Genomic DNA, 13168 nt, shown 5'->3' on the forward strand with positions numbered 1-13168 from the left:
TGTGGTCTGTCTGTCAACAGGAGATTTGAAGAATCCATGCAATTACCAACTTTTCTAGAGGTCTATGAAGGACTCATCAGCACCTCTTCTATCAGCTCCACGGATCCGAGCTGGGATCAGGGCAATGCAAAAGTCATCGAAAAACTCGCATCTTGGTTTAAAGATCTGGGTTTTAGCGTTGAAGTGATCGAAGTCGAGCCAGGCAAGCACAATATGATCGCACGTATGGGTGAGGGTGAAGGTGGCCTTTTACTTGCTGGCCATAGTGATACCGTGCCATTCGATCAAGGGCGATGGAATTTTGATCCGCATAAACTGACGGAAAAAGGCAACCGCTTCTACGGTTTAGGCACAGCAGACATGAAAGGCTTTTTCGCCTTTATTTATGAAGCAGTGAAGAAAGTCGATTGGAGCAAGCAGAGCAAACCACTTTACGTATTAGCCACTTGTGACGAAGAGACCACCATGTTGGGCGCGCGACATTTCACAGCAAACGCCCCATTTAAGCCGGATTACTGCATCATTGGTGAACCCACCAGCCTTGTACCAATTCGAGGTCATAAAGGGCATGTGGCAAATGCCATTCGCGTAACAGGCAAGTCCGGTCACTCATCGGACCCAGCGCTTGGCGTTAACGCTATTGAGATCATGCATGAAGTCATGTTCGCCATGATGCAACTGCGTGACAAATTGATTAAAGAATATCACCATCCGGGTTTTGCCATTCCAAGCCCAACCCTAAATCTTGGACACATTCACGGTGGTGACAGCGCTAACCGTATTTGTGGTTGCTGCGAACTGCATTACGACGTGCGTCCTCTTCCCGGCATTAGCCTTGATGGTTTAGAGAACATGTTGCGCGGAGCATTAAAAGAAGTCGAAGCGAAATGGCCTGGGAGACTGGAGATTATTCCATTGCATGAGCCTATTCCGGGTTACGAATGCCAACATGACCACCCATTTATTGGTGGTGTTGAAGAGATCTGCCAAACCAGTTCAGAAACCGTGAACTACTGTACTGAAGCACCATTTCTACAACAGTTGTGTCCAACCTTGGTGCTCGGCCCTGGGTCAATCGACCAAGCCCATCAACCGGATGAGTTTCTATCCTTCGACTTTATCGACCCCACAATTGATGTGCTTTCAAAGGCGATGGTCAAGTACTGCTGTTAATACGCGTTTAAGCTCGAAAGTCTGTGCAGCTCGATTGAGCTGCATCTTTTTATCTTCACAATTCAGCGCTAGTCTTAACACTTATTTAACTTGTTATTTTGTAATTAATTTTCACTTCTTACTCTATGGCTGCCGTAAATTTGCTCTAAATCAGGAGACAGCGGAATAATTGCAAACTTAGTCTGCTTTATTTGACTATAACTGGTGCTTTTCGCTAGATTGGAGTCTTAACAAGGACAATGGATGTAGTTTTTTTACGAGGCAGGACGACAATGAACGAGAAATACGCCGCACTCAAAAGTAATGTGCGCATGTTAGGCCACTTATTGGGTAACACCATTCGCGATGCCCATGGCGAAGAAATCTTCGAGAAAGTGGAAACCATTCGTAAATTATCCAAATCAGCTCAAGCAGGGAATCAAGCAGACAGGGACAGCTTGATCGAAGAAATCAAACATCTACCTGATGAGCAGCTAACGCCCGTTACTCGCGCGTTTAACCAATTTCTAAACCTCACCAATATCGCTGAGCAATACCACACGATTTCACGCCATTGTGAAGAGCACATTTGTGAACCAGACGCGATTAACTCGCTGTTTTCTAAACTGGTACAAAACGATGTGAGCAAACTGGACACTGCCCAAGCGGTTCGTGATCTAAATATTGAATTGGTATTGACGGCTCACCCAACAGAAATTACGCGCCGTACGATGATCAACAAACTGGTCAAGATAAACGAGTGCTTATCAAAGTTGGAGCTAAGCGATCTTTCTTCTAAAGAGCGCAGAAAAACCGAACGCCGCCTAGAGCAACTGATTGCCCAAGGCTGGCATTCAGACGTGATTCGACAACAACGCCCTACTCCGTTGGATGAAGCAAAGTGGGGCTTTGCGGTCGTTGAAAACTCGCTATGGGAAGCAGTACCGGACTTCCTACGTGAGATGAATGACCGTCTAAAATCTTACCTTGGAGAAGGTTTACCCATTGATGCTCGCCCAGTGCACTTCTCCTCTTGGATGGGCGGTGACCGTGACGGTAACCCGTTTGTTACTCACAACGTTACGCGTGAAGTCTTACTTTTGTCTCGTTGGAAAGCCGCCGATCTTTATCTCAATGACATCAACGAGTTGATCAGCGAGCTGTCTATGACAGTTTCAAACGATCAAGTCCGTGAGCTTGCTGGCGAAGATCAGCACGAACCATACCGTGCGATCCTGAAGCAATTACGCACTCTGCTCAATGAAACCAAAGATATTCTCGATGCTAAGATCCACGGTCAAAAACTGGCCGTTAAAGCACCACTGCAAAAAGTCGAGCAACTTTGGGAACCGTTGTATGCCTGCTACCAGTCACTAAACGAATGTGGCATGGGTGTAATAGCCAACGGCTCATTACTGGATACACTACGCCGCGTAAAAGCATTTGGTATCCATCTTGTACGTCTTGATATCCGCCAAGAGAGCACGCGTCACTCAGACGTCTTGTCTGAACTAACTCGCTACTTAGGTATTGGTGATTACGAACAATGGAGCGAGCAAGATAAGATTGCTTTTCTAACTAACGAGCTGGCATCTAAACGTCCGCTTCTCCCTCGTGATTGGGAACCGTCTGAACCCGTCAAAGAGGTTTTGGATACCTGTAAGATTGTTGCAGCACAACCGCGTGAAGCGTTTGGCGCTTACGTTATTTCAATGGCACGTACCGCCTCTGACGTACTAGCCGTTCATCTACTGCTACAAGAAGCTGGTTGCCCTTACCGCATGGATGTGTGTCCTCTGTTCGAAACGCTAGACGATTTGAACAACGCAGAATCGGTCATCAAGCAGCTTATGGGGATTGACCTTTACCGTGGTTTTATCCAAAACCACCAGATGGTCATGATTGGTTACTCTGACTCAGCGAAAGATGCAGGTGTTATGTCTGCAGGTTGGGCTCAGTATCATGCGATGGAATCGTTAGTTAAAGTGGCTGAAGAAGAAGGCGTTGAGCTAACTTTATTCCATGGTCGTGGGGGCACAGTCGGTCGCGGTGGCGCACCTGCGCATGCTGCGCTTTTGTCGCAACCACCAAAAAGCTTGAAAGGCGGTTTACGTGTAACAGAGCAAGGCGAGATGATCCGCTTTAAACTGGGACTCCCAGATGTCGCAGTAAACAGCTTTAACCTATATGCAAGTGCGATTCTGGAAGCCAACTTGTTACCGCCACCAGAGCCAAAACAAGAATGGCGCGACTTGATGGAAGTGCTATCAGAAGTAAGCTGTGAGTCTTACCGAAATGTGGTTCGTGGCGAGCCAGATTTCGTGCCTTACTTCCGCCAAGCAACACCAGAACTCGAACTCGGCAAGTTGCCACTTGGTTCTCGTCCTGCAAAACGCAACCCTAAGGGCGGAGTAGAAAGCTTACGTGCAATCCCGTGGATCTTCTCATGGAGTCAAAACCGTTTGGTACTTCCTGCATGGCTAGGCGCAGGTGAAGCGATTCAATACTCGATCGATAAAGGCCACCAAGCATTGCTCGAAGAGATGTGCCGCGAATGGCCATTTTTCTCAACTCGTCTCGGCATGCTGGAAATGGTGTACTCGAAGTGTAATATTGATATCTCTCGCTACTACGATGAGCGATTGGTGGATGAGTCGCTCCGTCCACTCGGTGAAAAGCTTCGTGCTCAGCTTCAAGAAGACATCAAAGCGGTACTGAATGTAGAGAACAATGAAAACTTGATGCAGCATGACCCTTGGGGACTCGAGTCTATTCGCTTACGCAATATCTACGTTGAGCCATTGAATATGCTACAAGCAGAGCTGCTATACCGCACGCGTCAAACCGAAGAAGCTTCTGCAAACTTGGAAGAAGCGTTGATGGTGACGATTGCTGGTATTGCTGCAGGTATGCGCAACACAGGCTAATCGTTTCATTTTTAATAGAAAGCTGGGCAAATGCTCAGCTTTTTTTTATCACAGGATAATCGCACCAAAACAAAGGCAGTTAAATATACCACTATAGGCCCAAAAAATACCAAAATAAAAGAATAAAAAACCACAAGTTAACACTATTGATTATTATGTTAGTTTTTTAGGGTAATTTTGTCCTACTATTCCACTTCATGCTTATTATTTATATACTACTTGCCTGCTGAGAGCTCATAAATCCAATCATACCTGCTCCAGCCTTGATGGGACTCCCCATCTCTCTAGGTGATAAACGGCTTTAAGGTGACAGGACCAACATTGTTGGTGCTACTTATACATTAAAAAACTCAAGTGCCAGTAAGAGCGCAGCTGAAAGTATAAGTAGCTTGTTTACAAGTTTATTGACCATTTGGATTGAAGACATGTCATTACCACACGTAATCTTAACTGTTCTTAGCACTCGCGACGCAACCGGTTACGATATCACTAAAGAATTCTCTGCTAGCATCGGTTACTTCTGGAAAGCAAGCCACCAACAGGTGTACCGTGAACTCAACAAAATGGCTGAGAAAGAACTGGTTACTTGCGTATTAGAACCCCAAGAAGGCAAACCAGACCGCAAGGTTTACTCCATTACAGACGCTGGTCGCAGCGCTTTAGGAGAGTGGTTTGATCAACCAACTGCACACCCAACAGTTCGTGATGAGTTTTCAGCGAAATTGATGGCATGTGCCGTTCAACCTGCGGCTCCATTCCGTGACCAACTCGCCGAGCTAGTTGAAGAGTCTCGCAAACTGGTTTCTCACTACAAAGAAATTGAAGCGGCTTACTACGCAACGCCGTCAACTTTAGATAAACAAGCTCGCCTAGAACGTCTAACGCTTCGCCGTAACCTTCTGTTACGTGAAACTTGGATCACTTGGGCAGAAGAAGTTCTAACTGAACTTGAAGTGATTGGTTAAACTCCTTTTGCTTTGATAAAACGAAAAAGGCTTGCCACTTGGCAAGCCTTTTATCTTTTTGAAACCAGATTTACGCACCGACTACTGCGCGAGGACGAACACCCAACGTATGGCATAACGCGTAAGTCATCTCTGCACGGTTTAGTGTGTAGAAGTGAAAATCCTTAACCCCTTCACGACTCAGTACACGCACCATATCAATAGCTTGGCTAGCTCCTACAAGCTGGCGAGTCACCGGATCATCATCCAAGCCATCGAATTGTTTGCTCATCCATCCTGGTACTTTCACATTGTTCTGTGCCGCAAAGCGAGACGCTTGCTTAAAGTTCGATACCGGCAAAATTCCTGGCACAATTTCTACGTCAATTCCTGCTGCGACACAACGGTCACGGAATCGCAGGTAAGACTCAACGTCAAAAAAGAACTGAGTAATAGCACGGTTTGCACCTGCATCTACCTTACGTTTTAGGTTCAATAAGTCAGACTGTGCGCTTTTAGCTTCAGGGTGAACCTCAGGGAATGCAGCAACGGAGATATCGAAATCGTGGCGTGATTTCAGCAGCTCAACCAAATCCGAGGCATACATATCAGGCGCACCGCCACCTGGAGGAATATCACCACGCAGAGCGACGATATTTTCAATACCATTGTTCCAATAGTCATCGGCAATATTAATCAGCTCTTCACGAGTCGCATCAATACAAGTGAGATGGGGAGCGGCAACCAATCCGGTTGTTGCTTTAATTTCTTTAATGATGGAGTGTGTTCTGTCACGCTCGCCGGAGTTCGCACCGTAAGTCACAGAAACAAATTTAGGTTGAAGCGTTTTAAGACGGTGCACTGAATTCCAAAGTGTTTCTTCCATCTTAGCGCTGCTTGGCGGAAAAAACTCAAACGATACATTGATGTTATCTGATAACTCAGCAATATTCTGGTTCAAGGCGTCGATATGGCCTGCGTGCGTATATCCCATCTTACTCTCCCTGCGGCACTCCGCCACGAAAACAAATCCTTAAAATCGACGTTTAGACGTCTATATGTCTACAGAATGTATTGAATACGATTTAATGTCAACCTTGTAATTATGAATTTTTCTCAAGTTAATAATGAAGATAGTTCAAGTTTCTACTTGAGCATCATCTCACCATTTTGCACGGGTTATGACTTCAGTATGGCACTGATAGGGGAATAAAAAACCCTGGATTAATTCCAGGGTTTTTAGGTCAATCGCAACTTTAAAATAAACCAGCCAATCGGTTGAGGTCGGATTGAATAGCGCCGGCTGTCACTTCTCTGCCTGCGCCTGGTCCTCGAATGACCAGAGGGTTATCTTTGTACCACTTGCTCTCTATGGCAAAAATGTTATCGCATGGCAATAAGTTGGCGAGCGCGTGCTCACGAGATAACGCTTCGACTCCCACCGTTGCTTTACCATTTTTTTCTAAACGCGCCACATAGCGAAGCACTTGATCGTTTCTCTGTGCTTTTGTCAGACGCTCTTGAAGTATTTCACTCAACAACGCTCCATTATCGAAGAAATCATCTAAGCTCAGTTCTCTTAATTCTTCTGGCACCAAAGACTCAACTTTAACGCTGTCTGGTTCTATATCTAGGCCCGACTCTCGAGCCAAGATGACTAACTTGCGCATTACATCGGAGCCATCTAAATCAGAACGAGGATCAGGTTCGGTTAAACCTTGCTGCCAAGCAAGATCGACTAAATCATTAAATGGCACAGAACCATCAAACTGTTGGAACAGCCATGATAGCGTCCCCGAGAAAATACCCGATAGAGCGACGATTTCATCCCCACTTTCACGAAGATCTCGCACGGTATGGTTTATCGGTAACCCAGCACCAACCGTTGCGTTGTATAGCCAATGACGACCAATTTTAGCGAATGCATCTTGAACCTGATGGTAGTACTGGCTATCTGCGGAACCGGCCACTTTGTTAGCGGAAATCAAATGAATGCCTTGCTGTGCGATTTCTACGTAGCGCTGAGCTAACTCTTTACTCGCGGTAACATCAAGCACGACGGCTTCATCATAGCTTTTAAGCGCTCCCAAACGTGCCAGCCAATCCCCATTGTTTGCTATGCTTTCATCATCAAATCGTTCAGCAACACTCGCCGCCTCAATACCTTGCTCATCGAACCAATAGGTTTGGCTATCCACAACCGCGACAAGATCAAAGCTCATACCATGACGTTTTTCGAGCTCACTTTTTTGCGTAGCAAATAAATTTAGCCAACTAGAACCAATATTACCCTTGCCACATAAAGCCACTGCCACGCGTTTTTGCGCTTGGAACAACTGGCTATGAATCGTTTGAACCAACGCCTCGGTATCAGTACGGCGCAAAACAGCGACTAGGCTCAGCCCTGAGTCTGTTTCAGAGATAAATTCTACCGGAGAGTGCTTTAGCTTCTGATAAAAGCCAAAGCAATGATTGGCGTTTTTCGTAACGCCTGCACCTACCGCAGCTAAGAGCGAGTAACCTTCTTTTAGCTTAATTTCTGCCTCTACTGCAAGCTCTTGCAAGTGTTTCAATGCACCACCGGCGATTTCTGCGGTGTAAGCCAAGCGTAGCGTATGCTGATCGGATTGAGCTTCAAATGCCAATGGCTCTAATTGCGCGCGCTGCAACGCTTGTAATACATCACTCTGTGTTTTTTCGAAGTCGTGCCCATGCATAAAAGACAACTGCACCAATAAAACATCATCCAGTGAAGTAATAATTTTAGCGCCACGACCAGATGCCAATACACGCTCAATACGAGTAGAACCCGACTCTGGCAGATAGCTACACTTGAGATTAAGGTCCATGGTACTTTGCGCCACAGGCTGAAGCGTACGACTGTGTAGCACTGGGGCAGCTAAGCGAGCAAGTTCACTGGCTTCATCCAATCGAAGTAACGGTAATAAACAAGCGTCAGACACCAAACGTGGATCGGCACTATAAACACCAGCAACATCACTCCAAATCGTGACAGTACTGACTTCAGCAAGCGCGCCTATGACCGTTGCAGAATAGTCAGAGCCGTTACGACCAAGTAGAATGGTTTCTCCTGCCTCGTTCTGAGCCATAAAGCCAGTAATTACCACACGTTTATGGTTATGCTGCGCGAGGACCTCTTTAATTAAAGGGTATGAACGAGCGCGATCAACCTCTGGTTGAGTTCCCGCTTCTGCACGTAAAAACGCTCGTGCATCTTGTGCAACCGCAGGGATAGAACGTTGAGATAATAACGCGGCCAATAGGCGAGCAGACCATACTTCTCCGTGCCCCAGTACCGCGGCTTTTTGCGCATTAGTGAGTGGTGCAGTCAGCTCCGAGAGAGTACTGAACTCATCATGTAATAAAGCTAACAGCTCTTCTTTTGCTTCACTCTCCAACAAGCTTTCTATTAGCTCAGTTTGGAACTGTCTCAAGCTTTGAAGCGCTTCATGCGCAATTCGGCCATCTTTATTTAACCCTTCCAAAAACTCAATCAAGCGATTAGTGGTTTTTCCTGCAGCAGAGACGACCACAAGATCATTTTCTGTCGAATACTCTTTGAGAATACCCACAACGCGTAAGTAGCATTCTGGGTTTGCTAAGCTACTGCCACCAAACTTATGCAGCTGACGTTGTACAGTCATTGTTATCGTCTCCTATTACTGGGTAGCTTTAGCGAACGCTTGTTCTAAATCTGTGATGAGGTCTTGTGCATCTTCCAAACCGACAGACAAACGCAATAGTTGATGAGAGACCCCAGCCTCCGCCAGTGCCTCCTCACCCATTGCACGGTGAGTCATGGATGCCGGGTGGCAAATCAAACTTTCTACACCACCTAATGATTCAGCTAATGAAAACAGTTGGAGCTCTTTCACAAACACCTTTAGCTGCTCAAACGAACCAGCAAACTCAAAACTCAACATAGAGCCAAAGCCCGTTTGCTGCTTTTTAGCAATGTCGTGACCTGGATGTTCCGGCAGGCTTGGATGATAGATAGTTTTAACTAACGCTTGTTTCTGTAGGTAAGCCAGTACCTGCTGTGAGCTCTCTTCATGTACTTTCATACGAGCACCAAGCGTACGAATACCTCGCAGTGTCATGTAACTATCGAAAGGTGTGCCCGTTGCACCAATACAATTGCCCCACCATGCAAGCTCTTCTGCATGCGCTTCTGTGTTGGTGATGATTACCCCACCAATTACGTCCGAATGACCGTTGATGTACTTTGTTGTGGAGTGGATAACAAAATCCGCACCTAGCTCTAAAGGTTTTTGGTACACGGGTGTCAAAAAGGTATTGTCCACCGCAACTAACGCGCCGACTTGTTTCGCTTTTTCACAAGTAGCTGCAATATCCACTACGCGAACCAGAGGGTTTGACGGAGTTTCTAGCAAAATGAGTTTTGGTTTTTGTGCCAATGCAGCATCTAAAGCCTGTTCGTCTGATTGATCGACAAACTGAACCTTAAAATCGCCTTTGTTAGCTCGGGTATTAAAAAGACGATAGGTACCACCATAACAATCGTGAGGAGCAATAATGAGATCATCTGGGCCGAGAAAAGCGGAAACCCATAAATTTAATGCCGACGTACCGCAGTTAGTAACAACCGCTCCTTTTCCAGACTCAAGTTCAGATAGCGCACTTTCCAACAGTCCGCGGTTTGGATTACCAGATCGTGTGTAATCATACTTGGGCACTTCACCAAAAGCAGGAAAACCATAGTTAGTGGAAAGATAAATAGGTGGAACGACAGCATGATATTGGCTGTCTGATTCAATACCAGTGCGTACTGCAATGGTCGCAGGTTTGCGAGTGCTCATGGGTGTATCCTTTCACGGGTAATGACTTCTAAATAGGAATGCGCTATATCTAATGAGTAACATAAAGTGATCAACACGCTTCCTTTGCTGTTATGTTCACTTTACTCGTCAAAAAATGAGACGTCAACACTTCTAGACGTCTATATGTCTTTGCTTATGGCGGTAAATGCAGCTAAAATCAGCACCTAAATTATTTTTAACCGATTACATAAATGAAGGTGTGCAATGGCTGACTGGAATGGCGAATACATTAGCCCATATGCAGAGCACGGCAAAAAAAGCGAACAAGTAAAAAAAATTACCGTCTCTATCCCGCTAAAAGTTTTAAAGGTGCTAACTGATGAGCGTACTCGCCGTCAGATCAATAACTTACGCCATGCAACCAATAGCGAATTGCTATGCGAGGCATTTTTGCACGCGTACACAGGTCAGCCACTTCCGACAGATGAAGACCTTCGTAAAGACCGTCCTGATGATATTCCAACAGAAGTAAAAGCGCTGATGACGGAAATGGGCATCGAATTTGAGTCATTCGACGAAGAATAAAAAAGCCTGATAAAAGGTTTCAGGTAATAACTCTTGCCTCGAGCCAAATGGATGACATAAAAAATGGGACGCAATAGCGTCCCATTTTTTGTGTATCACATCTGAAAGATATATTACTCTGCCATGTAGTTTTCAGGCATCTCGATACGAGCTACACCTGAATTAACCGCCGCCTGAGCAACCGCTTTTGCAACACGTGGTAGCAAACGTGAATCCATTGGTTTTGGAATAATATAGTCCGCACCAAACTCTAGCTTATCAACACCGGCAGCCTTCAATACGGCTTCAGGTACAGGCTCTTTTGCTAGCTCGCGAATCGCCTCAACGGCTGCAAGTTTCATTTCATCATTGATTTCACTTGCACGCACATCAAGAGCACCGCGGAAAATGAATGGGAAACACAATACGTTGTTAACTTGGTTAGGATAATCACTACGGCCAGTACCCATGATCAAGTCATCACGAACTGCGTGAGCAAGTTCCGGCTTGATTTCAGGATCCGGGTTAGAACATGCGAATACGATTGGCTTATCAGCCATCAACTTCAACGCTTCCGCTGGCAACAGGTTTGGACCAGATACACCTAGGAACAGATCTGCACCTTCAATTACGTCTTCTAGTGTGCGCTTATCTGTATTGTTCGCAAATAACTGCTTATATTCATTAAGGTCATCACGACGAGTGTGAATCACACCTTTGCGATCTAGCATGTAGATTTTTTCGCGCATTGCACCGCATTTGATCAGAAGCTCCATACACGCTACAGCGGCAGCGCCAGCGCCAAGACAAACAATTGTTGAATCTTCAAGTTTCTTACCTTGAAGTTCGATTGCATTCAGCATACCCGCTGCCGTTACAATAGCAGTACCATGTTGATCATCGTGGAATACTGGTACATCACAACGCTCAATCAGACGCTTTTCAATCTCAAAACAGTCTGGTGCTTTAATATCTTCAAGGTTGATACCGCCAAAAGTGTCTGCAATGCTCGCAACAGTATCAACAAATTCATCGATCGTGCGGTGCTTAACTTCAATATCAATAGAGTCAAGACCTGCGAAACGCTTAAACAGTAACGCTTTACCTTCCATCACTGGCTTAGATGCAAGTGGACCTAGGTTACCTAGACCTAGAATAGCGGTACCGTTAGAAATAACAGCAACCATGTTCCCTTTTGCAGTGTACTTGTACACGTTATCCGGGTTTTGTGCGATTTCACGCACTGGCTCTGCAACACCAGGGCTGTAAGCAAGGGCAAGATCACCCGCCGTTTCCGCAGGCTTTGTAAGTTCGACAGCAATCTTTCCTGGAGTTGGATAAGCATGGTAATCCAATGCTTTTTGGCGATGTTCTTCTTCTGGAGTGGCTGCTTGGTGGTTGTCTTCAGACATGGACGTTTCTCTTTTTTATTTTTAGGTAAGGGGGCATAAATTCTATCGGATAGAAATCAAACTTCATAGGCAAGATTGCGAGCAATATCCTTAAAAAGCCGATAATAAAAGAGATTAGACCAGATAACGGGGTTAAGCACCTGATTTTCGAGTCAGGTGCTCTTTCTTCTTACTATTATTGGAGTATGCAAACTCAGAAAGTATCGTTACTCTTCGTCCACGTATTGCGCTTGGAGATAATTCTCAATACCAGACATTTCAATCAAGCCAAGTTGCGTCTCTAGCCAATCAACATGTTCTTCTTCATCTTCAAGAATATCTTGGAAGAGATCTCGAGACACATAATCTCGAATGTCTTCAGCGTAGGCAATCGCATCTTTTAAATCTGGAATAGCCGCCATTTCAAGCTTTAAGTCACACTCGAGCATTTCCTTGGTATCTTCACCAATCATCAACTTACCTAAATCTTGTAGGTTCGGTAGGCCTTCAAGGAATAAAATACGCTCAATTAGATGATCGGCATGCTTCATCTCATCGATAGATTCGTGATATTCCTTGTCTGCTAGGTGCTTTAAGCCCCAGTCTTTATACATTCGGGCGTGAAGAAAATACTGATTAATAGCGACGAGCTCGTTACCGAGCACTTTATTGAGATGTTGAATGATGATTGGATCGCCTTTCATGACAAAACCCTCCTCTTTGGCTTCATTTAAATGTAGAAGCAAATGAGAAGGTGTCAAAATGTAAGGCAAATAATTACTGCATACTTACAGCAATTAGCTGGCTTGTTTAAATTCCGTGTAACTAGTTTCCGCTAAAATTTCCTTGGCCTGTCTGATGCACTTACCACATTGGCTGCCCAATGCCGTGCACTTTTTGATTCCTTTAATATCTGTTACGCCTTCATCTATCGCCAACTTCCTAATTTTTTTGTCGGAGACACCATGGCAAAGACAAACGTACATACTCAAAAAACCTATAAAACTAATCTGTGACAAACAATATAAACAAGAATAGTTCTTGTTACCAGTCGCATTATGGTGTCCGCTCAGAATATTTGGTTATAAAGATTTTACCGCTGCAGGAAAAGATCAAAGGGTTAAGAGGGGTGAGTAAAAGCGTTAAGAAACAAAGCCGGTAAAACTCTGTTTTTAAATCGAAAAAGTGACGTCTTTTATTTCAACACTTATAACTAAATGTAATCTAGAAATGAAAAAGGGAAGCCTAAGCTTCCCTTTTCGATGCGCTTTCTTCAAAAAGAAGAACAGTGCAAGATTTCGTTTAATTCGTTATGAATTAGTCGAAGATCTTAGCAACAACACCAGCACCTACTGTACGGCCACCTTCACGGATCGCGAAACGTAGAC

Annotated in this window: 10 protein-coding genes and 1 pseudogene; 4 read left to right on the forward strand and 7 right to left on the reverse strand. The window is 45.0% G+C overall.

Features of this window, described 5'->3' with window-relative positions:
• Positions 1-36: 36 nt before the first annotated feature.
• From argE to R7E51_RS23605, 3 genes are all read left to right on the forward strand, one after another.
• Positions 37-1173, forward strand: a complete 1137-nt coding sequence (gene argE / locus R7E51_RS23595) for an acetylornithine deacetylase (RefSeq protein ID WP_017821739.1) — start codon at positions 37-39, stop codon at positions 1171-1173.
• A 272-nt stretch (positions 1174-1445) separates the two neighbouring features.
• A complete protein-coding gene (gene ppc / locus R7E51_RS23600; RefSeq protein WP_005381336.1) occupies positions 1446-4079 on the forward strand; it encodes a phosphoenolpyruvate carboxylase in 2634 nt (877 codons plus the stop codon).
• Positions 4080-4504: 425 nt separating this feature from the next.
• The gene (locus R7E51_RS23605; protein WP_005382791.1) at positions 4505-5044 is read left to right on the forward strand and encodes a PadR family transcriptional regulator; all 540 of its coding nucleotides are present in this window, start codon (positions 4505-4507) and stop codon (positions 5042-5044) included.
• A gap of 70 nt (positions 5045-5114) precedes the next feature.
• Here R7E51_RS23605 and metF read toward each other — a convergent pair whose 3' ends face one another.
• The 3 genes from metF to R7E51_RS23620 form a co-directional block, all read right to left on the reverse strand.
• Positions 5115-6017, reverse strand: a complete 903-nt coding sequence (gene metF / locus R7E51_RS23610) for a methylenetetrahydrofolate reductase (protein WP_005381345.1) — start codon at positions 6015-6017, stop codon at positions 5115-5117.
• A gap of 262 nt (positions 6018-6279) precedes the next feature.
• Entirely contained in the window at positions 6280-8688 is a 2409-nt protein-coding gene (locus R7E51_RS23615; RefSeq protein WP_062730817.1) for a bifunctional aspartate kinase/homoserine dehydrogenase II, read from the reverse strand.
• A 15-nt stretch (positions 8689-8703) separates the two neighbouring features.
• Positions 8704-9864 (reverse strand): O-succinylhomoserine (thiol)-lyase, encoded by a 1161-nt coding sequence (locus tag R7E51_RS23620; RefSeq protein ID WP_005381350.1) that lies wholly within the window; start codon positions 9862-9864, stop codon positions 8704-8706.
• A gap of 225 nt (positions 9865-10089) precedes the next feature.
• Between R7E51_RS23620 and metJ the strand changes: the two genes are divergently transcribed.
• On the forward strand, positions 10090-10410 hold the full coding sequence (gene metJ, locus R7E51_RS23625) for a met regulon transcriptional regulator MetJ (RefSeq protein ID WP_005381353.1): 321 nt from the start codon (positions 10090-10092) through the stop codon (positions 10408-10410).
• A 113-nt stretch (positions 10411-10523) separates the two neighbouring features.
• Here metJ and R7E51_RS23630 read toward each other — a convergent pair whose 3' ends face one another.
• The 4 genes and pseudogenes from R7E51_RS23630 to R7E51_RS23645 form a co-directional block, all read right to left on the reverse strand.
• Complete coding sequence (locus tag R7E51_RS23630) at positions 10524-11801, reverse strand: malic enzyme-like NAD(P)-binding protein (protein WP_005381358.1); 1278 nt, start codon at positions 11799-11801, stop codon at positions 10524-10526.
• Positions 11802-12007: 206 nt separating this feature from the next.
• Positions 12008-12484: a bacterioferritin gene (gene bfr / locus R7E51_RS23635; protein ID WP_005381359.1), complete on the reverse strand. Its 477-nt coding sequence runs from the start codon at positions 12482-12484 to the stop codon at positions 12008-12010.
• A 93-nt stretch (positions 12485-12577) separates the two neighbouring features.
• The gene (locus tag R7E51_RS23640) at positions 12578-12766 is read right to left on the reverse strand and encodes a (2Fe-2S)-binding protein (RefSeq protein WP_005381360.1); all 189 of its coding nucleotides are present in this window, start codon (positions 12764-12766) and stop codon (positions 12578-12580) included.
• Positions 12767-13097: 331 nt separating this feature from the next.
• A pseudogene (locus tag R7E51_RS23645) lies at positions 13098-13168 on the reverse strand (elongation factor Tu); the annotation flags it as partial.

Origin of the sequence: Vibrio sp. Vb1166, assembly GCF_033338695.1 — a bacterium.
Classification (GTDB): domain Bacteria; phylum Pseudomonadota; class Gammaproteobacteria; order Enterobacterales; family Vibrionaceae; genus Vibrio; species Vibrio alginolyticus.

Coding starts and splice junctions, on each gene's coding strand:
- argE (WP_017821739.1), top strand. CDS start 37: ATGCAATTACCAACTTTTCTAGAGGTCTATGAAGGACTCATCAGCACC.
- R7E51_RS23615 (WP_062730817.1), bottom strand. CDS start 8,688: ATGACTGTACAACGTCAGCTGCATAAGTTTGGTGGCAGTAGCTTAGCA.
- R7E51_RS23605 (WP_005382791.1), top strand. CDS start 4,505: ATGTCATTACCACACGTAATCTTAACTGTTCTTAGCACTCGCGACGCA.
- metJ (WP_005381353.1), top strand. CDS start 10,090: ATGGCTGACTGGAATGGCGAATACATTAGCCCATATGCAGAGCACGGC.
- R7E51_RS23630 (WP_005381358.1), bottom strand. CDS start 11,801: ATGTCTGAAGACAACCACCAAGCAGCCACTCCAGAAGAAGAACATCGC.
- R7E51_RS23640 (WP_005381360.1), bottom strand. CDS start 12,766: ATGTACGTTTGTCTTTGCCATGGTGTCTCCGACAAAAAAATTAGGAAG.
- metF (WP_005381345.1), bottom strand. CDS start 6,017: ATGGGATATACGCACGCAGGCCATATCGACGCCTTGAACCAGAATATT.
- ppc (WP_005381336.1), top strand. CDS start 1,446: ATGAACGAGAAATACGCCGCACTCAAAAGTAATGTGCGCATGTTAGGC.
- bfr (WP_005381359.1), bottom strand. CDS start 12,484: ATGAAAGGCGATCCAATCATCATTCAACATCTCAATAAAGTGCTCGGT.
- R7E51_RS23620 (WP_005381350.1), bottom strand. CDS start 9,864: ATGAGCACTCGCAAACCTGCGACCATTGCAGTACGCACTGGTATTGAA.